A 21756-nucleotide genomic window follows, 5' to 3' on the forward strand; every position below is an offset into this window, starting at 1 on the left:
TCAGCTCTCGAATCCGCGGTCGATAGGCTGTTGACAGCGGACCGTGAATACTGACTCGGCTATTGCGCCGAGGATCTCGACGGTCTGTGCCGGCACCACCTCGGGGTTGCCGACGCTATCGGCCCTCTCCGAGCAGATGCTCGAAGTAGCCCGTTCTCGGTTCGCCAGGCTGACCGACCAGCAGTGCTCGGTCGAGAAAACTGTTGTTGGTCTCGCAACTGCTCTCGGGAAGCATCACGCACGCGTAGCAAGCAGCCAGGTTCAAGCTGTCGGTTCCACTTGCCTCCGACTCCATACATGGCGGGTCCTGGGAGCACCACGAGATCCGGTCGAGTGCAGACCGGAGCGTTTCACCCAACCGCGCGTGACTTCCCTGGGCGACGACCCCGCCAAGGCTACCCGCAGAGTCGCTGGTCGCAGTGTAGATCAGTAGGCCTGCCCACTGGTCGGACACGTAGAGGCGTTCACGCAGAGCAGCAGCGGGATAACCGGCGTCGAGGCTCCATTCGTTGATCAATGCGTGTGCCAACGTGTGCAAAAGGATGTACCGCGTCGAAATCGGTGACTCGATCTTGGCACTCTCCGTCGGATCGCCCCTGCGTACTGCACGCCTGCGAAGAAGATCCGTGTGAGCTTTCCGGATCTGCGCTCCTCGCCGCACCGGCACGTCCGACGTCTCCCATCTGGCCAGCGCCATCGGATCCAGAGCGACGAACACCCCTTCCCCGCTGACCTCCACGGCCGGAAGCCAGTCGACCGGGCTACGGGAGAGGTGGGCGAAGCGCTGCCGGTCCGAAGTTCCCTCGGGCGCTTCGACCCGGGTGAAGGCCTCGAGTGCCCTTACTTCGCGCAGCCGCTTCACAAGCATGACGCGATCGATTCCGCCGGGAAGCTCGACGTCGTCGACGTCCTCGGGCCGGACACACTCGAAGTCGTCGCCTTGACGCGCTTGATGATGTCCGTGGTACAGAGGGGGGTACTCCTCGATGCGGAAAGACTCCGCCGCCTCCAGAATCGACTCCGGTTGGGCATCGTCAGCATTGGCACCGGAGAACTGTCGACGCCTCTCGACCGCCTCGACCACCTCGCCGACAGTGAAACCTTTCTCCTTCACCCAGCTGAGATGGCGGATGACGTCAGCGTGCCCGGCCTGTGCCACGATCACGTCGAGCGCCGAGAACTCCTTGTCCACCAACTTCTGCAACGTGTCCGACCACGGAGGGATCGACAGCGAAGACCTGGTGACGGAGAACCAAGCAGCCGAAGCGCCACGCTGCAACGTACGAGGCACCGCGTCACATCCGGACTCTCCAGCGCCCTCTCCCAGCCACGGCCGCCTTCCGCTGCAGGCGACACCGAGGGAATGCAACGCTTTGCTGCCGAAAGCTCCCTCCATGGAGGAGGCCAGACCACAGGAACAGTTGATCACGACTGATCGAAGCGACGCCGTACGACCATCGGTACTCAAAGTCAGGTCGTGCCGATCGCCCACTTCTCCTGCTGGTGCATTGCGTTTGTGCACCCACTGCCAGTAGGGGAAGTCGTCCAGGTGCCCTTTCTCGCACGCAACCACGAATCGTGAGGGCACCAAGCGCCTGTCGCAATCCGCGCAGCGACCACTCTTCGTGGTGGTACCGAAGTACTTGAACTTCTTCAGCTCGCTGCAACCTGGGCAGGAGTAGATCTCGGGAAACCGACGGATTCGGACGCCGTCCCCCGCCGGGGGTGTATCGGCGGGCGGCGGCGAACGGAAGACGCGAACGCCCAGGCGCCTTTGGAGTCGGGGTTCGTACAACGGATGAGCGCTGTCGATCGACCAGGTGTCGAGGCCGCTGACGATGAACGAGTTGTCGTCCACCGCCACCATCGAGCCGACGCCGTAGGTCATCACGACCTGGGCATTTCTCACGGCGCCCAGCGGCGTCTTGAAGAGCAGCCCTTTACTGGCTGCGCTCCTCCCGTGGATGTTCGGCCTTCGCAGCGGCATTTCATCGCTCCAGGTAGAGATCTGACTCCGCGTCGACATCGCGGAGGCTCCAAAGGGTGTCAAGCGCTTCTTCCAGGTCGTCATCCGTGAAGCTGCGCAGCAGAGCAGCCGATGCGTCCCTTTTTCGGCCCGGCGTACTCGGCGCCTCGTAGACCAGATTCGGATTCTCGGTGGCCATGTCCGTCCAGTGGGCGATGATGTCGTCGAGGTGGGCGGCGGTGTCCGGACGCTCGGCGGGTGCCACGGATCCGACACGTGCGAGCACCAAAGCCTTGATCTCCGCCAACCGTGGAGAGAACCGCGCCACCCCGGCGGCCGCTCCGTTGGCGCGTGCCTCCGGAATCATGAGCCGCGCGAGACCGACGAGCACGGCATGCAAGGCCCGGTCCCGAGCTCGAGCCGAAAACGGCGTGACACTGGTCGATTCGACCTGCCGGTAGAGCGCCGCGTGGTAGGAGGCGAAGTTCTCGTAGTGCGAGCGATCGCGCGACCGCGCAGCGTTGAACAACGTGACGACCAGCCCTGGCCTGCTCCGCCCGACCCGACTACTCGCCTGAATGTACTCGGCCGTCGTCTGCGGTTGCCCCATGATCGCCATCAGCCCCAGCCGATCGATGTCCACGCCGACCGAAATCATGTTAGTCGCCAACACCACGTCCATCGCGGCGTCGGGCAGCGCGACATCAAGTCCCTTCAAGTACTCCGGTATGTCACTCGAGTCGACACGGCTGGTCAGTTCCGTGACGATCTCTGCCTTGCGAACGTCGGCATCCTTCTCGGCCAACAACGAAAGCCGATCCTGGACGTCGTCATGGACGTGGAGTTCGGCCGCGGCAAGCAAGCGAAGGCTGTTGAAGTAACCGACCAAGGTCCAGTACGCGTCACGAACTTCGTCTTCGCCATCGGTCTGCGCCGCATGGTGCAGCAATGCGGCGTACGCCCGTACCAGTAGAGTCGCCTGACTCGTGTTCGGTGTGATCAGGCCTGCGTAGAGCCGCGTAGCCTTCTTGTCACGCGGTACTTCGACCGAGAACCAGGAATCGCGAGCGTCCAGGCCGGGGGGTGGGAATTGGGCCACTTCACGATCGAACAGCTTTCGTGCCTGTGCTTCGGCTCGACGGATCGTCGCAGTCGAGGCAATGACCTTGGGGCGCTCAGCCGCCTCGTCGACGACAGTCTCGTAAAGGCCAGCCAAGCTGCCCAGCGGTCCCGAGATCAGATGCAGCTCGTCTTGCACGATCAACTCCGGCGGCGGGACACCTCGACTCGTCGCATCGCGGTTGAACAACGCGGCGACGTCTTCTCTCCACGGGAGCCGCGCGAACTTGTCCACGGTCGCGATCAACAGAGTGGGATGAGACCGGTAGACCATCTCGTCGACCACGTGACAAGGCAAGCCGTCTCGGAAGGCACAGTCGGCAGATCTGCACTTGATCGACATGTCCCTGAGCTGCAGATCTACTACATAGTCATCGGCGTCCAATGGCGTGCCGCACCAAGGGCAGTTCCGCAGCTGCACCGGATTCTCCGTCTGCAGTTTTTCCTGGTTGCGCAGACGCTTCAGCGCAGCTTCGGCTTGGTCGAGGGTGTTGGGCGTCGCCGCCCGTCCCACCCACATGCCCAGGGAAATCTCTGTCGTGCCCAGTTCCGCTCGCAGCGGACGTCGTAGCGTCTCCATGGCGCAGATCAGTGCAGCTGCTCGCTCGAACTGCTGAAGTGTCAGGAGCCGCAACGTGTACCGCATGATCGCCGTGACTCCTCGACCCTCCTCACCCTTTCGCAGACGTCGCAAGAAGACTGTGAACGCGATCAAGCCCAGGTAAGCCTCGGTCTTACCTCCACCGGTGGGAAACCAGAGCAAATCGACCAAAGCCCGGTCTTCGTGCTCCGAATCGACGATCCCGTCCAAGCATTGGAGAAGGAAAGCGATCTGAAAAGGCCGCCATTCACCATTGAGCCGCACTTGTCCACGGCGGCCCGATTTGATCCAGGAAGATCGTCCCCGCTGGAGGGCCATCGCCTCGTTCGCCAGTCGGAACGCTCGAAGTGCGTTCTTGTCTCGCTTGAGGACCTTGACGCCGTTTTCGATCCGCAGCCGAGCTTCTTCACACCTCCTGAGGTGCTCTTTCGCCACTTCGTACAGTTCCGACCCGGCGAGGAAGTCGACCTCCGAACGCCTCTCGGATATCCATCTGGTATAGCCAGCGACGATCCGCTCGAGAGCTCCGAAGAGATCGTCGTCGCCCGCCTGGGCGAGCTTCCGCATGCCGAGCTTTTCGATCTCGTCGTTCGAGTCGGTGAGTAGCACCTCGTGCTCGGGGACGAATGTTGTCGACAGCTCGGCCACGACCGCCGGACGGCCCCCCAGCCGGATGAGTTCCGGAACCGGAGGCACCTCCCAATCCCATACGACCGAACAACCGTGCCCGACTGCAAAAGTCGGCGCGTAGCGGTAGAGCAGTCGCGTACCTTTGACCTCCTCCTCATCCCCCCCGCCCGGGCCACGCCGCTCGACGAGCGTCCCGGCCACCCTGATCTCCGGTTGGAAGAAGCAATGGGGATCCTTGAGGTCACCCGGTGGCACGCTGTCGGTGTTGACCAACGTCACGGTTACCGAAACGGACCCCTTCCGAGGAGGCCGGGTCCGAACTCGCAGCTGGAGGCCGGCGGCCACCTCGTGGAACGGTTGCTCGGGCTCCGCGACGTCGATCTCCGTCGTGAATTCGGGCAGCAGACGTCGCCGCCATCGGATGCCCTGATCCTCGGTACTCCGCCGCTCGGATCTTTTGGCTTCCACCGGACGCCCGGTCAGATCGACGGACTCGTACACGGCAGCGGTCACCTTGATCCGCACCATCGGGGAAACGAGATGCCCGACAGCGAAGGTGAGGCCCATCGATGACGGTGACTGCACGTTGGCCATGGCGACGCCGGTGTCCGGTTGCTCGTCCACAATTGCTTCCGCCGAGGCCAGATCCAGGTCGACGTCGGGGTTGGCCGACTGCTCCGCTGTACGCGGGAAAAGAATGCCTGCGACATAGGTCGTGATCGGTGGATCGATCAACACCTCGTGCTCGTTGTGCGGGCCGACTGCGTCGCGGCGAAGTCCCTCAACCATTGCAGCACGGAATCGGTAGTGCTCGTTGTGGTCCGTCATCAGAGGTCCTCGTCTTGAGTGGAGCCGCCGTACATGAACATCCCGAGACCGGCGAGCCGGGGAACAAGCCAAACGCCGTGTGACCCGAGGCCTGCTGCGGCGGTGTCCGCCCCGCTTCCGACGACTGTCTCCACGGTGTCGATCCGCACTCTCGCGATCCTGGCCGGCCACCGAGGCTCTCGGCCTGCACCTCGCAGGAACCTGTACAGATCGTTCCGGAAGCGCCCGGACATGACCGCTATCGGACGACCATCGTGAAGTACCCGGTAAGGCGGACTCTCCTTCAGACCGAAAACAGTGTCCTCTATGCGCTCCAGAACGACATCATCCGCTTTGCGCACAGCGTCGAGCAGGTATCGTCGAAGCTCCACCGGGTCGGATTCGAACGAGTCACACCCAGGTGGTTTCTCCCGGGAGACGTCATTACCGTCGATCTCGATCCCGAGGCGCTGCCATCGCTGCCAGCCGAACCTGGCCCACCGATCGGTGACCGGATCCTTTCGGATCCTGCCGTCCGCGGGGTTGTCGACACGCATCACATCGTCCCGGGCGCGAGTCATCGCGACGTAGAGCATCCGAGCCTCTTCTCCGGGGTCGTCGTCGGCTCCGACTCGAGGCGGACCCGGGTCGGCAACAATCACGCGGTCGAACTCCAATCCCTTTGCACGGTGGTAGGACGAAACGGTCACCGGCGCTGTCGGCTGTTCGCACAGTTCGTCCGGCAGCGCTCCGATCGCGAGTGCGGCGCGCAGCCGTCTCAAGTCGACGGTTCGATTTTCGCCACCCCGCGAAGACGCACGGACCAACCACTGCCAGCAGCGTTCGGGGTTGTCTTCCGCCTCCAACGGAAGATGAGGCAGCAGTTCGTCGAAGGACGGCCGGGTGAGCACTGCGCCGGCACCGGCGGCGTAGAGCTCACCGATCCAGGCCGGCACGATCCGCTCGGACGCGGATCGTTGCAGACGATGGTGAACTCCGGCTGTGTGCAGTTCCTCAGACGCCACGAGAGCCTGACCGTTCGTGCGGCAGAGCACGGCCGTGGTTACGTCGGACCGGGAGAGAGCGGTTGCTGCGAAGTCGTCGTGGAGATTCCCGAAGGGTGCCGTGTCCAAAAGGGCACCGCGAACACGAGTGCGGAGCTCTGCTGTCACCTCCCCGTCACCACGCAGTTCGCGTCCGAACGGAAGCGCGATCTCTGCAGCACTGTCCCGGACGCGAAAGTTGACGGTCAGGGCGAGTTCCACAAGTCCCTCGGGAAAGAGCTCTCGAAGACGTGTGAAAAAGCGATTCGTTTCGCGACGTCGCTCCCGCGCATCGGCGACCTGGAAGCTGTAGATGGCCTGTGCAGGGTCACCTACGGCGGTGATCCCGCAAGCGAACCTGTCGAGAAGCGCCTCGACCATTACACGTCGTTCGCCGACTAGATCTTGGATCTCGTCGACGGCGACGTGCACGAGGTCGTCGCAGAAGTCGTCCGCGAGGCCCTCGACGACGGCTTTTGCTGCAGCTCGGATCCTGTCGTCGAAGCCGCCCGACCGCCATCGGCCCTCCGGGTCCACCACGGTCAAGAGTTCGAGGGCCCAGGAATCGAAGGTCCGAGCCCGGATGTGACGAGCAGCCCCGCCATTCGAGGTCAGGCGTGTGCGCAGCTCTCTGACTGCCGCACGGGAAAACGTCAAGACGAGAACCTCACCGGCGGCGACACCGTGCTCGGTCACCAGGTGTTCCAGTCGTCGGACCAAGGTGTGCGTTTTTCCGGTGCCCGGGCCTGCCGTGACGAGCACAAGTGCGTCGACAGGCTGCTCGACCACGGCTCGCTGCTCGGCCGTAAGGGTCTCGACCGCGGTCACGAACGTTCCCAGAGGTGATCGAGTTCGGTGAAGGTCACTGCCTTCTGGTAGTTCGTGATGTTGTCCTTGACGTCGATGATGAGACAGGTGTCCTCTCCGCCGTTCATCGGCCCGCGGAGCCCGCGTCCGATCATCTGCGTGTAGATGTTCGGACTGTAGGTCGGGCGGGCGACGACGACGACGCGCGTGGCGGGTGCGTCGAAGCCCTGAGCCAACACTCCGTAATTCGTGATGACGCGAATCTTCTTGCTCCGGTACTCCTCGATGATCCGGCGTCGGTCGTTCGCGGGCATCGCGGCATCGATCGCCCGAGCGCTGATGTTCTTGTCGCTCAACACGGCTGCCATGAGCTTGGCGTGCTCGACGGATGTCGCGAAGAGCAACACCGGCCAGTCGCTCGGCAGACGCTGGATCTCCGTCAGAAGCACGTTGTTTCGCTCGTCGTCCTCGCCGATGCGCTTCTCCGCCTTGGACGGCAGGTTACCCGGGAAGTGTTTGACCTCTGCGAGCTCGGACTCGGTCAGCGGCATCGTCACACCGGCAAGTTCGCGATGTTCGACCTTCGCTAGCACCCCCAGATGCTGGAGGTAAGGGTAGGGGTCACCTTCGAACACGCCCTGGTCCAAACGTGCTCCACCGTACCGCTCGACCAACCTCTTGGTCTCCGATTCGTTGAACCCGCGGAACGGAGTAGCCGTGAGCCCGACCAGCGGACGTTCAACTCTGTTGTGCGTGATGCCCAACGCCTTGAACAGCTGAGTGTACCGCGGAGTGATCGACATGTGAGCCTCGTCGACCACCACGAGAGCCGCATCTCGCAGCCATGCGTATTGCGTCGTTTCGAGGCACTGGTGGAGTTTGGCATCGGTCGCCACCACGAGGTGCGGGCTCTCCCGTACGGCCGTGGCGTGATTACCCGACCACAAACGACTGATCATCAGTCGCTCGGCCGGTCCGACCTTCGACCAGACGAAGCTCCAGCTCTGCACCGCCTGCTCGCACAGCTCGTCGGTCTGGGCGATCCAGAGAACCGGCCGTCCCGCAAGGCCACGAGCCTTGATCACCCGAATCACGGCTTCGGCCGCGACTCGTGTTTTGCCGGCACCCGTAGGGAGACAGAGCATGGCCCGCTGCGGCGCAGGCTTCGTGAGAAGGTCGAACATCCGGACGGCAAGACGTTCCTGGTAGTCGTGCAATCGTGGGAAGCTGGCGGGACCTTCGACAACCTCGAGTGCTTCCCGGGTCTGCGATGCGCGAGCTCCTGCGTAAGACTCGGGCAGCTGCAGGTCGTTCACCAATCGGCGCGACGCGCTGTCACCCCGGAACGAGCGGGCCGCCTCGGGGATCCTCGCCTCGATGTCCTTCGCGTGATGACGAAGGAGGTCGTCACCGTGCGCATGCACCGCGAGCTCGGCGATCCGAAGACCGTCGGGTTCGCTCCCCTTTTCTTTGCGCTCCTTGTCCAGCAGTCCCTTGGGCAGCTTGCGCTTGAGGGCATCCTTGCCGACCAGGTGAAGCGCCTTCTCGGAAATCGTCCTAGCCGCCCGGATGCGCTTCAGCTGCTCGTCGTCCTGCTGACGGCGGCGACGCTCGAGCACCGATTTGCATCCCTCGACGCCCAAGCCGAGTTTCAACATCACGTCTGCAGCCCTCAAGGCGGCAAGATCGTCGCTCGGGTTCAGAACCAGGACGTCGTTGTCCTGCAGGAACTGCGGGACGATTTCGGTTCGCTCACCGTTCGGGGTGTGCGTGATCCGCTCGAGTTCGCTGCATCGAACGAGCCGACGTCCTTCGATCTTGTCTTTGGACAGCTGTCGAAGTGGCGGAAATTCGTCAACGAGAAGTACTGCTTCCCCCTGCTCGACGTACCGGAACTCCCGCTCGATCGCATCTGCAACGCTGCGCATCTCCCAGTTCTCCACCATGGACTGGGCGATCTCTTCGCTTGGTACCAGAATTACCGGAACCTCGTCCGAGACCAGGAGCTCGAAGTCGGCGCGGTTCGAAGTCACGACGATGTCCGCGTCGGGCAGGTCGTTGGTCCACTTCTCCCCCACCCGACAGCGAGTCGACCACTCGCCTTCCGGGAAATCGACGCCAAGCTCGAACATCAACCCGTAGACCTTGCCGGGGAATTCGTCGACCTCGCTGCGCCCGACTTCGTCGAGCAGAGCTCGCCAGAGGGACTCTTTGAGCTTCCCCACATCGTCCCCGAGTCGGAGGGCCTCGGCGATGTCTGTCGGCACGTCTGCCACCGGGAAGAACTCACCGAACTGCTGAAGCGAAGGTCCCACGCATTCGGCGACCGAGCGGATGCCTCGGCTCGTCCGTAGGCGGCCGTACTTGCGGACCATCCAAACGAGCGGCGAAACGAGAGAGCGACTGCCGGTGTGCCCGCCGCCTGCTCTGACCGCCCATGTCGGGGTGATGCCGGCTCGAGGCAATGCGTTCACGTACGCCACCCGACCTTCATCGGACAGCTCGGTGAGCAGATGGAGCGGACCGGCGATCGGAGCGCCATCGACGCGCATCGACTTGAGTTGCGGCCTGGGCGCGTCGCTGGGCAGCGCCTTGAGGTAGGCGCGCCAGCACCATTCTCGATACTCTTCGAACCAGTCCTCACGACGGGGATCGACGTTCGCGCGGGGAGTCTCGCTCATGCCCAGCTCGCGCAGGACCTGCCGGTCCGGTGCGTGGAAGTCGAGATCGACGGCGACGGCCTCGTCCCGCGAGCCGTCGCCGGGCACCACGGCGCCGGGCAGCAGACATCGCGCCAACTCGCGGAACGTACCTGCGACTGTGCGAACGTGGATCGTCTGTCCCGGGTCCTGGACCGAGTCCCGAAGGACCGGAATGGTCGCGCTCGGGCCTGCCTGACGCGACGAAGCCCAGAACTCGGACCAGTGGGAGTCACCGTAGGTGTGAAAACCCGCTTCGACGACGGCCGCGAACCGGCCTACTGCGTCGGCTTCGTGAATGCCGAGCACATCCAGCGCGCTGAGCACGCCGAACTGATCGACGACCCGTTCGTCCACGTAGACGTTGGAATCGGCCAGCGAGTCGGTCGATACCCGGCGGAAGACGCCGCCCCGGGCGGGTGCGACCATCTCACCAGTCTCGGTGAGCACGATCGCGGCTTTCGATGCTTGGCTCGCCAGGGGATGACCAGCTCGAATCATCTCCGCCGCGATCCGCACGGCCACCCCGGAGGCTTCAGGTGTCCCGTCGACGACCAGGGCCTCGAGCCACTCCCTCAGTGATGCCGGCGCAACCTCGGCCGTCGCACAGATCAGGTCGGCACTCGCCCGTCTCCTCGGCTTCGAGTTTTCGACGGAATGATGCACCCAGTCGATCGGACTGCCCGGATGAGCACGCCACCAGTCCAGCCAGTCAGGTCGAAGATCGATGGGGTGCATGTGCACGAAAGCCGGTACCTTCAGCTCACCCGCTTGATCGGGCAATGACGGCTTGTTAGCCGCAGCCGACCAAATGGCTTCGACCAAGTCATCCGACGCCCATTGAGGTTCCTCGCGCCCGCGAGCCGGTGCGGCGTCCAGGTAGGCGGCTGGGTCGTCCTCCCTGGCCAGCAAGGGGAACGAATCGACCACCAGGTCGGCGACCACTTTGATCAACTCGGCGTTGAAGGCGTTACCGGCGTAAAGGTTCTGACGATCCTCACTGGTCTTCCACGGAGCGTTGACGATCCCTCGAAGCGTGGTCTTGTACTTGGTGGGGAAGTACGCCCAGAACTCGCCTTGTCGCGACTCGCGGCCACGACGGTCGGGGACCGCCCACGCGATGTCGATCTCGGGACGGTCGTGCAGTTCCCCGGCCGAGCGGAGTGCCTTTTCACTGGGTCGGTGCACCCGAGTGAAGACTCGCCACGGAACCGTCGAACTCGCGCCCGACGCGGACTCCTCCTGCAAGACGTGCCGATCCCCGTCGACACGTTGGAAGATCTGACGCTTCTCGATCTTCGCTCGAACTCGGTTCTCGAGCGTAACCGTGCTGACGTGTGGAGAGAACAGGAGGAATTCGGCCGGAAAAGTGATCAAGTCTCGCATTAGCCCGACGACCGCCGAGGGATGGAGAGGCAACCTGACCACCGTCGTCGCCCAGGCGAGCAGCTCGGCGAGGACCGGATCCGAAGCCTGCGCCTGCTGCCTGTCGATGGGGCGCGCCATCCGCAAAACCGGGATCTCGCGTGCGTCCGGCTGAACCGCTCGAATCTTCCTCGCAGACCAGTCCTTGTCGAAGCCGAAACAGCCGGTGGTGCTGTAGAACTCAGGTGAGTCCGAGACGCTCAGCACCGACTTCACGCCGACTCCGAACCGTCCGATCTGCCCGCCGCGTTTGTGGGAGGCGCTCATCCGAAGGATCGTGTCGGCTCCTTCGGCGGTGATCGGCGTCCCCTCGTTCGCGCAGTACAGGTGCGAGCCGGTGAGCACGACGGCAATTTCCCCCCCTTGGGTCTCCCGTAGCTCATCGGCGCCGTTCTGAACGAGTTCGTAGATCTGTCGATCCCCGTACCCGCCTTGGGTGATCCGCAGTTCGGCGTTGGCGTGTTCGCGGATGAGACCCGGATCGATGCCGTAGGTCTCGAGAACACGTTCCGATTGCTCCGTTACGACACGAAGAACCGACGAACCGGCAGAATTCACTGGCAGACCAACTCCAGGATTCGAACTTGAACAGAACAGGCTAGAATACGTCAGCCGCACGACAACGTCAACGGCTAACGCGTGGAGCTTCGTCTCGACCGCATGCGTCCTCCCACACCCGCACGTGACCGACCTACGTCGATGAGTTCGTGATCTAGGACGCGGCTGTTACCCCGAATGGCTGTCGGTTCCGAAACGTTACCGTTCCCGCGGCGCGGTTGCAAAGGCGAAGCCTCGGACGACAGATGTCGGGCGAGTCAGGAGTTACCTGTCAGTCACCCGTTTTGGCGCATCGCGGGAGATGATCGTGGGTACTTATCGAAGTGCTCGATGTCCACGTCGGCGACACACCGCCGGTCGGGACACGATCCCAGGAGGCACCACGATGAGCCCACGAAAGCTCACCGGTTGGCGCAAGTCGAGCCACAGCCACTTCGAGGAGAACGCCTGCGTCGAGGTCGGCACCGGTCCCGGCGTCGTCGGCGTGCGGGACACCAAGCAGGCGGGGTTGGCCGCCCGCCCGGTGCTCGTCTTCTCGAGGACCGCTTTCACCGCGTTCCTCGACCACCTCACCGACGGACGGTGAGGCCCACCCGCTGGAACTCCTTGAGGTCCGATGGCCGCCGGCTCCTGTCGGCGGTCGGCGGATGCGCCCCAATGTGGCGTTGGGTGCGTCCAACGCACCGAACGCCACATTGGGTGCGTCCGGACCCACTCCTCCGGGGGACGCCGCGCCTCACCGACGGACGGTGAGGCCCACCCGCTGGAACTCCTTGAGGTCCGAGTAACCCGTCTTCGCCATCGCGCGGCGGAGGGCGCCGAACAGGTTCACCACGCCCTCCGCGTCGGAGGACGGGCCGAACAGCAGGGTCTTGAGGTCGACCGCGTAGTCCGGCCCCGCCGCCACGCGCGAGCGCGGGAGGGACGGGTGCGCGGCCGCCGCGGTCCAGTACAGGCCCTGGCCGGGGGCGTCCTGCGCGGCGGCCAGCGGGGAGCCGAGCATGACGGCGTCCGCGCCGCACGCGATGGCCTTCGCGATGTCGCCCGAGGTCGTCATGCCGCCGTCGGCCAGGACGTGGACGTAGCGGCCGCCGGTCTCGTCGAGGTAGTCGCGGCGGGCGGCCGCGGCGTCGATGATGGCCGTCGCCATCGGGACGCCGATGCCGAGGACGCGGTCGGTGCTCGTCACGCCCGGCGTGTAGCCGTGGCCCACGATGACGCCGGCCGCGCCGGTGCGCATCAGGTGCATCGCCGTGCGGTAGTCGCTGACGCCGCCGGCGATCACCGGGACGTCGAGGCGGCCGATGAACTCCTTGAGGTTCAGCGGCTCGGCGTCGCGCTGCACGTGCTCGGCGGAGATGATCGTGCCCTGCACGACCAGGATCTCGACGCCGGCCGCGATCAGGTCCGGGGTCAGCTCGGCCGCGTGCTGCGGGCTGACGCGCGCGGCCACCGTGACGCCGGATTCGCGGACCGTCTTGATGGCCTCGCTCAGCAGGTCGAGCCGGATCGGCGCGGCGTGCAGCTCCTGCAGCACGCGGCCGACGGCGGTCGGGTCCTCGAGGTCCTCGGCCGCGCGGACCAGCTGGAAGATGGCGTCCTCGACGTTCGCGTGCCGCGCCCAGAGGCCCTCGGCGTTGAGCACGCCGAGCCCGCCCAGCTCGCCGACGGCGACCGCGGTGCCGGGCGAGACGATCGCGTCGGTCGGGTGCGTCACGAGCGGCAGGTCGAAGCGGTAGGCGTCGATCTGCCATGAGGTGGACACCACCGAAGACGACCGGGTCCGCCGTGACGGCACGATCTCGACGTCGTCGAGGTCATACGCCCGCCGCGCGGTGCGGCCCATCCCGATCTCGACCAGGTCCCGCACGTGAAGCCTCCTCCGACGACGACAATCTGCCGTGCCCCATTGTCGCTAGTCCGCGTGGGTGACCCGCGCACGGGGGTGGCACTACACCCGGACGAAGACCGCGATCGGCGCCAGCACCGCCCCGAGCGCCAGGGCCAGCCAGGTCGCCACCGGCGGGTGGACGTTGAGCCGGACCGCGCCGAAGTACACCGCGCCCAGGGCGAGCAGGGCCGCGGCGATCAGCAGGACCGGCCGCACGACACCCGGGCGCAGGTCGACCACGCCGCCGCCCGCGCGGAGGTAGGCGATGCCGCCGTCCGCCGTGGAGACGTCGAGCACCACCGCCTGGCCGGCCGGCAGGTCGAGGCCGGGGTCGACGGCGGTGACGCGGTACGCCCGGCCGCCCGCGACGATCGAGAGCGTGTGGCTGAGCCCGCCTTCCCCGCCGACCGGGAGCGCGCCGCGCTCGTGGGACACCACGAACCCCTCGACGCGGTGCGTCGGCGCGTCACGCCCGGCGAGGACCTGGCACATCAGGCAGACGATGCCGCCGAGGAACAGCGACACCAGCGCGACGGCCGGGAAGAACACCGCGCGCAGCACCCGCGTCAAGCGGCCGACCGTCATGCTCCTCAGTGCACACCACGACCGCCACGCAAGGCGATAGGCCGATTACCGTAAGCACGCTAGGTCACGGTGACTCAGCGAAAAGCCCGCACTTCCGGCCGGTGCGGAGTGCGGGCCACGCTGCTTGCCGTAGCGGGAAGAACTACCGCGTCGTGTAGTTCGGCGCCTCGACCGTCATCGTGATGTCGTGCGGGTGGCTCTCCTTGAGGCCGGCCGCGGTGATCCGCACCAGCTGCGCGTCCTGCAGCTGCGCGATCGTCTCGGCGCCGGCGTAGCCCATGCCGGCGCGCAGGCCGCCGACCAGCTGGTGCACGACGTTCGCCAGCGGACCGCGGAACGGGATGCGGCCTTCGATGCCCTCCGGGACCAGCTTGTCCTCGTTGAGCACGTCGTCCTGGGCGTAGCGGTCCTTCGAGTAGGACTTGGCCTGGCCGCGGGACTGCATCGCGCCCAGCGAGCCCATGCCGCGGTAGACCTTGAACTGCTTGCCGTTGACCAGGATCAGGTCGCCGGGCGACTCCGCGGTGCCGGCCAGCAGGCTGCCCAGCATCACCGTGGACGCGCCGGCCGCGATGGCCTTCGCGATGTCGCCCGAGTACTGGATGCCGCCGTCGCCGATGACCGGGATGCCCGCCGGGCGCGCGGCCAGGTCGGCCTCGTAGATGGCCGAGATCTGCGGCACGCCGACGCCCGCCACGATCCGGGTGGTGCAGATGGAGCCCGGGCCGACGCCGACCTTGATGCCGTCCGCGCCCGCGTCGACCAGGGCCTGCGCGCCCGCCCGCGTCGCGACGTTGCCGCCGACGATGTCGACCGAGTCGCCCAGCTCCTTCTTCAGCAGCGAGACGGTCTCGACGACCGCGCGGGAGTGGCCGTGCGCGGTGTCGACCATCAGCACGTCGACCCCGGCGTCGGCCAGCGCCATCGCGCGCTGGTGGCCGTCCGGGCCGACGCCGACCGCGGCGCCGACGATGAGCCTGCCGTCCGGGTCCTTCGTCGCCTTCGGGTACTGCTCGGTCTTCACGAAGTCCTTGACCGTGATCAGGCCGCGCAGCTTGCCCGCGCCGTCGACGATCGGCAGCTTCTCGATCTTGTGGCGGCGCAGCAGCCCGAGCGCCGCGTCCGCCGAGACGCCGACCTGGGCCGTGACCAGCGGCGGCTTCGTCATCACCTCGGACACCGGGCGGCTGTGGTCGACCTCGAACCGCATGTCGCGGTTGGTGATGATGCCCACCAGCGCCCCGGCCGCGTCGGTGACCGGCACGCCGGAGATGCGGAACTTCGCGCACAGGGCGTCGACCTCGGCCAGCGTCGCGTCCGGCGAACAGGTGACCGGGTCGGTGACCATGCCCGCCTCGGAGCGCTTGACGACCTCGACCGCGGCGGCCTGCTCGTCGATCGGCAGGTTGCGCTGCAGCACGCCGATGCCGCCCTGGCGGGCCATCGCGATCGCCATGCGCGCCTCGGTGACGGTGTCCATCGCGGCGGACACCAGGGGGACGCCGAGGGTGATGTTCCGGGTCAGCCGGGAGCTCGTGTCGACGGTGCTGGGAACGACATCCGATTCGGCCGGCAGCAGCAGCACGTCGTCGAAGGTCAGGCCGAGCATGGCGAACTTGGCCGGAACGGGAGCGGTGGTGCCGTCGCTGGTCATAGCGGGTGAAGGGCCTTCCTGGCGCGGGATGAGCGGGGTCGCTGTGGCGACTCGGAGCCTTCTCCTCATGATATCCGGGCGCCGCGCCCGCCCCGGGCGGTGGGCGAGCCGTCGCGACCGCCGGGTACCGTGCAGGCCGTGGCGCACGATGTCCTGCCCCCAGACCCGTTCGCGGACGACCCGGACGACCCGGCCCGCGCCTTCGGCGACGACGAGGACCGGCTGGACGAGCCGATCAGCGACTCCGAACGCACCGAACTGCTGGCCGACCTCTCGGATCTCGCCGTCTACCAGGCGCTTCTCGAGCCCCGCGGGGTACGCGGGATCGTCGTCGACTGCGGCGAATGCGACGAACCGCACTACCACGACTGGCACCTGCTGCGGGCCAGCCTCGAGCAGCTGCTGGCCGACGGGCGGATGCGCCCGCACGAGCCGGCCTACGACCCGAACCCCGGCGACTACGTCAGCTGGGACTACTGCCGCGGCTTCGCCGACGGCGTGACGGCCAACGAAAGCGCCTACTGAGCGCCTCTCCGCCCACGAAAAAGCCCTGGTGAGTTTGCTCACCAGGGCTTTTTTCGCAGCCGTTATTCGCCGCTGACGCTCTGCTGCCCGCCCACGGTCTCGCTGCGCGGGGTACCGGGCTCGTTCCCCGTCGCGCCCGTGGTGGTCGGCGGCGGGGTGGGCGTCGGGGTCGGGGTCTCGGTGGTCGGCGGCGGGGGCGTCGGGGTCGGCGTCCCGCTGCCGGGCAGGCTGGTGGTGCCGCTGCCGCTGCCCGGGATGGACGTCGCCGAGCCCGCCGGCGGCACCTGCGTCGACGACGCGCCGGGCGGCGCCGGCGGCACCGACGTCTGGATCGGGCCCTGGACGGGAGCTTCGGGCTTGGAGAGCTGCGCGGCGAGCTGCCGGTGCTGCTCCATCAGCTGGTCGCGGTTGTCTTCGTCGCTGACCTGCGACAGCGCGGCCTGGGCGGCGTCGAGGGCTTCGCGCGCGGCGTCGAGGTTGCCGCCGGCGATGGCCAGGTTCGCCTTCTCGAGGTCGAGCTTCGCGTTCGCGGCGGCCTCGACCGAGCGGGTGTGGTCGGAGTACAGGACCTTCGCGAGTCCCCAGAGGGTGTCGCCCGGTTCCGCGGAGCGCGCGGCCAGCCCGGTCCCGGTGAACGCGATCGCCAGCACGGCGGCGGCGACGGCGATCGGGACGAGCAGCCTGCGGCGGCGTCCGCTCGAGGCGTGCCGCTTCGCGAGAGCGGCGGTACTGACGGTGCGCACGGCGGTGTCGACGTCGACGAGCTCGGCCAGCGGCTCGCTGTCGATGTCTCTTCGCCACGCCACCAGCAACGCGTTGAGCTCCTGGTCGCCGAGGCCGTCGGCCAGCGCCGGGTCGGACCCCCCGAGCGCGTCGAGCAGCGCGTCATCGGCTTGCACGGCGGACAGGTCGGCGGCGAATTCCGCCTCCGACGCCGTCAGGCCACTGCCGAAGACGTCATCCGGCTCGAACCCTCTCTCGTGACCGGTCACTCAGATCACCTCCTCCGCGGCCAGGACCTTTCTCAGCCGCGCGAGGGCGCGGTGCTGGGCGACGCGGACGGCACCCGGGGTGGAGCCGACCGCGTCCGCGGTCTCCTCCGCCGAGAGGCCGACAACCACGCGAAGCACCACGATCTCCCGCTGCTTGTCCGGCAGCACCTGCAACAACTGGGACATCCGCTCGTTCAGCTCACCTTGCAGCGCGCGCTGCTCGGGGCCGACCCCGCCTTCGATCTCGTCGGGGATTTCGGCGACCGGCTCGGCTCGGTTGCGCGCCGCCGCGCGATGCGCGTCGGCCACCTTGTGCTGGGCGATCCCGTAGACGAAGGCCAGGAACGGGCGGCCTTGATCGCGGTACGAGGGCAATGCCGTGAGCACCGCGAGACACACCTCCTGCGCAACGTCGTCCGCCGAAGCGAACGATCGCTCCTGCCTGCCAACCCGAGCGCGGCAATACCGCACTACCAGTGGACGGATAGCAGCCAGCAGCCGCTCCACTGCCTGGGGATCTCCCTCGACAGCAGCGGCGACCGGCTCATCCAGTCCATCCCCCACATTGGCCATCGCAGACAACAGTCCCAGTGTTACGTGTAGGTGTGCAAAGAACCCGGCCCGTGGTCGCCTCCACCTCGAACCGGTGACCGCTACCGTACCTTCGGCCCGCTCCGGGCCGACGCGCGCGGGGTTCCCCGGCGCGCCGTGCGTGCCGAAGCCGCGAAAATACGGATTTTCCTGCAACCCTGCGGCCTTGGTCGAAGATTCAACGAGCGAACGGGGCCTCAGGTACGAGATCCGTCGGAGGGACGGGTGCCGCGGCGGCGATCGGCCGCGGGGGCTGCCTCATCGGGCGCCGGAGTGTGATGGGGACCACACAGGTACGGGCCAGGGCGGTGCGCCCTGGCCCGTCGTCACCTGTATTCCGGCCGTGTCAGGATCGGGGAGAACTGCCGCGGGGACGGGTCAGCTGACCAGGCCGCGGCGGAAGCCGTGGGCCACGGCCTGCGCGCGGTCGCGCACGCCGAGCTTCCGGAACAGCCGCCGGGCGTGGGTCTTCACCGTGTCCTCGGACAGGTAGAGCTCGCGGCCGATCTGGCCGTTGCTCTTGCCCTGGCTCATCCCGCGGAGCACCTGGAGCTCGCGCTCGGTCAGCTGGACGCCCGGGTCGGACGGCTGACGGGGCGCGGGCACCGAAGTGCTCGCGAGGGTGTGCGCGAGGGCGGCGACCAGCTCCGGCCGGGACGCGTCCCAGCGGAGGTAGCCGCGCGCGCCGCCGGCGATCGCGGCGGCGATGCTGCCCGCGTCGTCCGGGGCGCCGAAGACGATGACGTTCGCCTGGGGGTTGGCCGAGACGAGCCGCCGGGTGGCTTCGACACCCGTCGGGACCGCGCGCTGCGTCCCGACAAGCACGACGTCGACGGGCTGACGGGAGTACCGGGCCAGCAGCTCGTCACCGTGCGCTACGCAGTCGATGCGACTGACCCCAGGGACCGCGGACATCACTCGGGTGAGCCCTTCACGGACACTGCGTCGGTCATCGCAGATCAAGACCGTCGTCACGGGGTTTCCTTCCTGCAGCCGGGTGACATTCCACTTCCCCTATCGGACGCTTTAGCCCGAACCTTGACACGATCCGGTGGCTTTTTTTGAAGTTTCTTAGCCCGGATGCCGGAACACCCCATTCCGACGGCTCAACCACCCGGGTCGGGCACCCATGGCGATTCCCCCGCGATCCTCCTCCCGCAAGGATCTGCGCTTCGTAACACTGCGTGCAACACCTGGGCGACTCTGAATCGATACTCCTCGGCGTGTCCTGGGCGCAGGTCGGCCGCGACGAGGGCGGCGGGCCACAAAAGTGAAAGCAGTTCGCATTCCTCGGCGGTCGCCAACGCGTTTCCGACAAGACCGTCCGAAATCTCCCGGTGATCGGGACGCCCGGCTGCCCGCACGGCGACAGCCAGCACAATCCCGGATTTCACCGCGTGCCGCCGCGCACCCCGCGCGACCGCCGTTTGGAATGCGCGCTCGGCGGGCGCGACGGCGGCGGCGCCGTGACCTGCGGCGAGCTCGATCTCGGCACCGACCCAGCCGCCGCGGACGCAGGCCCGCCACCCGGCGTGCTCCTCCGCGGCCCGCGCGGCGAGCCGCCGGGCGGCCTGCTGCCGGCCCAAGGCGAGGTTGTCGGCGGCCAGGCCGAGGAAGGCATCGGCCCGCGCGCCGGCCGCGTCGAGGCCGTCGGGGTCCGGCTCGGACTCGAGGCCGGCGACCTTGGCGAGCGCCTCACCGTCGAGCGCGCGGGCCAGGCGATGCCCGCCCAGCTGCCGCCGGTGCGAAGCGAGGGTGGTGGCGGCGAGGGAGGCTGTCACGGGGTCGGCGTCGTGGCGGAGGCGGCCGAGGAGGGTGGCCGCGGCGGCGTACCGACCCTGCGCGCCGAGCACGACCGCGGCGAGCAGGCGCTCCTTGCCGCTGCCGCTACCGCCGCCGCGCAGCACGGCGGGGTCCGGGAGCGGATCACTCCCGAACGCGGCGGCCCTCAAGGCGGGTTCGTGCACCCGTCCTTTCTAGCGGTTCCCACCGACAGAAACATGATCGAACTGCCGTGTCCCACCGGCCGGCCGACGGGAGCGGTGACTGATGTGACTGCTGGGCCTGGTGTTCGGGTTGCGGATGCCCTGGTCTGGCTTCGCCGGGGCCCGGTCTTGGCAAGGTCGCGCCGACGAGCGGGCGACCGGGGGCAGAGCGCCTGGCCGCGTGGTTTGCCCGGCGTCGCAGGGATGTCATGAAAGGGTCGTTCATGTCGTCTGGCGAGGTGAACGACCCTTTCATGACATCGCGGATGGGCGGATCGCCCGTGCTGCCCGACTTTGCCGCCGAGCGGGCCGCGGCCAGACAAAAGGCGCGGCTACCGGCGCCCACCCACCAGGACGTGCTCGATGCGGTCCGCCGCACCCGGCAGATCGGGCAGCAGCTCCACCTTGTCCGGCAGCGCCGCCGGGTCCCAGCCCGGCCCGCACGCGAACAGCCGGCTCCGCTGCCGCCCGCGCGAAACCCGCGCGAACAACCGCGTGTCCGCGACGCCGCGCCGGTTCGCCCACAGCACCACCGCCGCCGGCGCGCTCCGCCGCACCGCCACCGCCAGGACGTCCGCCGGCAGCGGGACGCCGAAGAGCTGGGCGCCGATCCGGCGTCCGGCCAGCGACGCAGCCAGCGCGTACATCGGCATCGAATCGCGTTCCTCCGGGACGCAGCCGAGCAGCACCGGGCGGGTGTTGCGGGGCTCGTCCAGCACCGGGGTGGCGCGCACCAGCGCCGCGAACACGCACTCCGCGAGCAGGTACTCGACCTCCGCGCCCGCGCTCGCCCCGCGCCAGCGGGCGCCCAGCGCCGACAGCACCGGCTCGAGCACGCCGGTCCACGCGGGGAGCACGCCGAGTTCGGTGATCGTGTCCGCGAGCATGCGCTGCACCGCGCCGACGTCCATCGCCAGCGCCGCCGTGCTCAGCCGGCGGGCGAGCCGGGAGCGGACCTCCGAGCCGTCGTCGGCCACCGCCGCGTCGGCGGGCTCCGAAGGTTCCTCCGGCTGCGGTGGTCCGGAACGCGGCATCTGCTCGAGGGCGTACTTCGCGGCTTCGGCGGTCGAAGCGCCGCTGAGGAGCGCGCGCTGCATGAGTTCGAGCCTGCCGATGTCGGAGCTGCCGTAGCGGCGGTGGCGGCCGTCGGTGTGGCGGCTGGGGCCCAGTCCGTAGCGGCGGTCCCAGGTTCGGAGGGTGGACGGGGCGACCCCGAGCCGGCGGGCGACCGAGGCCACCGGCAGGGTGGGTTCTTCGGTGCCCGACCCAGCTCCCACGAGCCTCAATATCCAGGCACTCAGCGGAGTCGGCAACCGGAGGCGAAATGCCTGCTCACACATCCGGGGGATGCCTAACGGCTGAATCGGGCCGGATCGCTTGAACAACTATTGGCGCGCTTCTAACGTTACGGCCGTTGCACCGAATGGAGTATCGGCACCACAGCAGAGCAGCTAGCGGCATCGACCGATTGACGGAGGCGGTCAGGATGGCAGACACGCGCAGGCTCCCAGGACCCAACGCCGACATGTGGGACTGGCAGCTCGAAGGGTCGTGCCGGGGGATGGACAGCGCGTCCTTCTTTCACCCGGACGGCGAGCGCGGCCCGGCGCGGGCACGGCGGGAGGCCAGGGCGAAGGCGGTCTGCCTGAGCTGCCCCGTCCTGGAGATGTGCCGCAGCCACGCGCTGGCGGTGCACGAGCCCTACGGCATCTGGGGCGGGCTCTCGGAGTCCGAACGCGAGCACCTCATCAAGGCCGACAAACGCGCGCTCAGCATGTCCGGCGGCTGAGCGCCCCACCGACATCGAAGGGCGGCACCGGGTGGGGTGCCGCCCTTCGTGCTGTTCGGGGCCCGGTCAAGTTCGTGAAGGCCACCTTG

Annotated in this window: 15 protein-coding genes; 3 read left to right on the top strand and 12 right to left on the bottom strand. The window is 67.4% G+C overall.

From position 1 onward, the window contains the following. Nucleotides 1-115: 115 nt before the first annotated feature. Genes drmB through EIY87_RS10305 form a run of 4 tightly spaced genes read right to left on the bottom strand, consistent with a single transcriptional unit; the run spans nucleotide 116 to nucleotide 11655 of the window. Nucleotides 116-2071, bottom strand: coding sequence for a DUF1998 domain-containing protein (gene drmB / locus EIY87_RS10290; protein WP_225439806.1), 1956 nt, complete (start codon nucleotides 2069-2071; stop codon nucleotides 116-118). Continuing rightward, the gene (locus EIY87_RS10295) at nucleotides 1989-5144 is read right to left on the bottom strand and encodes a helicase-related protein (RefSeq protein WP_125307426.1); all 3156 of its coding nucleotides are present in this window, start codon (nucleotides 5142-5144) and stop codon (nucleotides 1989-1991) included. The genes drmB and EIY87_RS10295 overlap by 83 nt, the downstream gene beginning before the upstream one ends. Further along, nucleotides 5144-6994, bottom strand: a complete 1851-nt coding sequence (locus EIY87_RS10300) for an ATP-dependent helicase (RefSeq protein ID WP_225439807.1) — start codon at nucleotides 6992-6994, stop codon at nucleotides 5144-5146. The genes EIY87_RS10295 and EIY87_RS10300 overlap by 1 nt, the downstream gene beginning before the upstream one ends. Further along, nucleotides 6991-11655 (bottom strand): DEAD/DEAH box helicase, encoded by a 4665-nt coding sequence (locus EIY87_RS10305; RefSeq protein WP_125307428.1) that lies wholly within the window; start codon nucleotides 11653-11655, stop codon nucleotides 6991-6993. The genes EIY87_RS10300 and EIY87_RS10305 overlap by 4 nt, the downstream gene beginning before the upstream one ends. A gap of 385 nt (nucleotides 11656-12040) precedes the next feature. On the opposite strand from EIY87_RS10305, the gene EIY87_RS10310 reads away from it, so the two are divergent. After that, nucleotides 12041-12241, top strand: coding sequence for a DUF397 domain-containing protein (locus EIY87_RS10310; RefSeq protein WP_125307429.1), 201 nt, complete (start codon nucleotides 12041-12043; stop codon nucleotides 12239-12241). 150 nt (nucleotides 12242-12391) lie between these two features. Here EIY87_RS10310 and EIY87_RS10315 read toward each other — a convergent pair whose 3' ends face one another. The 3 genes from EIY87_RS10315 to guaB all read right to left on the bottom strand — a co-directional run bounded on the left by EIY87_RS10315 (nucleotide 12392) and on the right by guaB (nucleotide 15785). Next, the gene (locus EIY87_RS10315) at nucleotides 12392-13525 is read right to left on the bottom strand and encodes a GuaB3 family IMP dehydrogenase-related protein (RefSeq protein ID WP_086856222.1); all 1134 of its coding nucleotides are present in this window, start codon (nucleotides 13523-13525) and stop codon (nucleotides 12392-12394) included. Nucleotides 13526-13606: 81 nt separating this feature from the next. Further along, nucleotides 13607-14131 (bottom strand): hypothetical protein, encoded by a 525-nt coding sequence (locus tag EIY87_RS10320; protein WP_125307430.1) that lies wholly within the window; start codon nucleotides 14129-14131, stop codon nucleotides 13607-13609. A gap of 142 nt (nucleotides 14132-14273) precedes the next feature. Next, a complete protein-coding gene (guaB, locus tag EIY87_RS10325; RefSeq protein ID WP_125307431.1) occupies nucleotides 14274-15785 on the bottom strand; it encodes an IMP dehydrogenase in 1512 nt (503 codons plus the stop codon). A 129-nt stretch (nucleotides 15786-15914) separates the two neighbouring features. Here guaB and EIY87_RS10330 point away from each other — a divergent pair, with 129 nt between their 5' ends. After that, nucleotides 15915-16310 (top strand): DUF5319 domain-containing protein, encoded by a 396-nt coding sequence (locus EIY87_RS10330; RefSeq protein WP_086856224.1) that lies wholly within the window; start codon nucleotides 15915-15917, stop codon nucleotides 16308-16310. A gap of 62 nt (nucleotides 16311-16372) precedes the next feature. On the opposite strand, the gene EIY87_RS10335 is transcribed toward EIY87_RS10330, so the two are convergent. The 5 genes from EIY87_RS10335 to EIY87_RS10355 all read right to left on the bottom strand — a co-directional run bounded on the left by EIY87_RS10335 (nucleotide 16373) and on the right by EIY87_RS10355 (nucleotide 21116). After that, nucleotides 16373-17302, bottom strand: a complete 930-nt coding sequence (locus EIY87_RS10335) for an anti-sigma-D factor RsdA (protein WP_125307433.1) — start codon at nucleotides 17300-17302, stop codon at nucleotides 16373-16375. Further along, nucleotides 17303-17875: a sigma-70 family RNA polymerase sigma factor gene (locus tag EIY87_RS10340; protein WP_072474704.1), complete on the bottom strand. Its 573-nt coding sequence runs from the start codon at nucleotides 17873-17875 to the stop codon at nucleotides 17303-17305. A 396-nt stretch (nucleotides 17876-18271) separates the two neighbouring features. Beyond that, a complete protein-coding gene (locus EIY87_RS10345) occupies nucleotides 18272-18868 on the bottom strand; it encodes a response regulator transcription factor (RefSeq protein WP_003073605.1) in 597 nt (198 codons plus the stop codon). A 131-nt stretch (nucleotides 18869-18999) separates the two neighbouring features. Then, the gene (locus EIY87_RS10350; RefSeq protein WP_125307434.1) at nucleotides 19000-19860 is read right to left on the bottom strand and encodes a hypothetical protein; all 861 of its coding nucleotides are present in this window, start codon (nucleotides 19858-19860) and stop codon (nucleotides 19000-19002) included. A 350-nt stretch (nucleotides 19861-20210) separates the two neighbouring features. Then, entirely contained in the window at nucleotides 20211-21116 is a 906-nt protein-coding gene (locus tag EIY87_RS10355; protein ID WP_191984041.1) for a MerR family transcriptional regulator, read from the bottom strand. Nucleotides 21117-21364: 248 nt separating this feature from the next. On the opposite strand from EIY87_RS10355, the gene EIY87_RS10360 reads away from it, so the two are divergent. Further along, the gene (locus EIY87_RS10360; RefSeq protein ID WP_034286049.1) at nucleotides 21365-21667 is read left to right on the top strand and encodes a WhiB family transcriptional regulator; all 303 of its coding nucleotides are present in this window, start codon (nucleotides 21365-21367) and stop codon (nucleotides 21665-21667) included. Nucleotides 21668-21756 lie beyond the last annotated feature (89 nt).

The organism is Amycolatopsis eburnea (genome assembly GCF_003937945.1).
GTDB lineage: Bacteria > Actinomycetota > Actinomycetes > Mycobacteriales > Pseudonocardiaceae > Amycolatopsis > Amycolatopsis eburnea.

Coding starts and splice junctions, on each gene's coding strand:
- drmB (WP_225439806.1), bottom strand. CDS start 2,071: ATGACGACCTGGAAGAAGCGCTTGACACCCTTTGGAGCCTCCGCGATG.
- EIY87_RS10295 (WP_125307426.1), bottom strand. CDS start 5,144: ATGACGGACCACAACGAGCACTACCGATTCCGTGCTGCAATGGTTGAG.
- EIY87_RS10310 (WP_125307429.1), top strand. CDS start 12,041: ATGAGCCCACGAAAGCTCACCGGTTGGCGCAAGTCGAGCCACAGCCAC.
- EIY87_RS10320 (WP_125307430.1), bottom strand. CDS start 14,131: ATGACGGTCGGCCGCTTGACGCGGGTGCTGCGCGCGGTGTTCTTCCCG.
- guaB (WP_125307431.1), bottom strand. CDS start 15,785: ATGACCAGCGACGGCACCACCGCTCCCGTTCCGGCCAAGTTCGCCATG.
- EIY87_RS10340 (WP_072474704.1), bottom strand. CDS start 17,875: ATGGCCAATGTGGGGGATGGACTGGATGAGCCGGTCGCCGCTGCTGTC.
- EIY87_RS10360 (WP_034286049.1), top strand. CDS start 21,365: ATGGCAGACACGCGCAGGCTCCCAGGACCCAACGCCGACATGTGGGAC.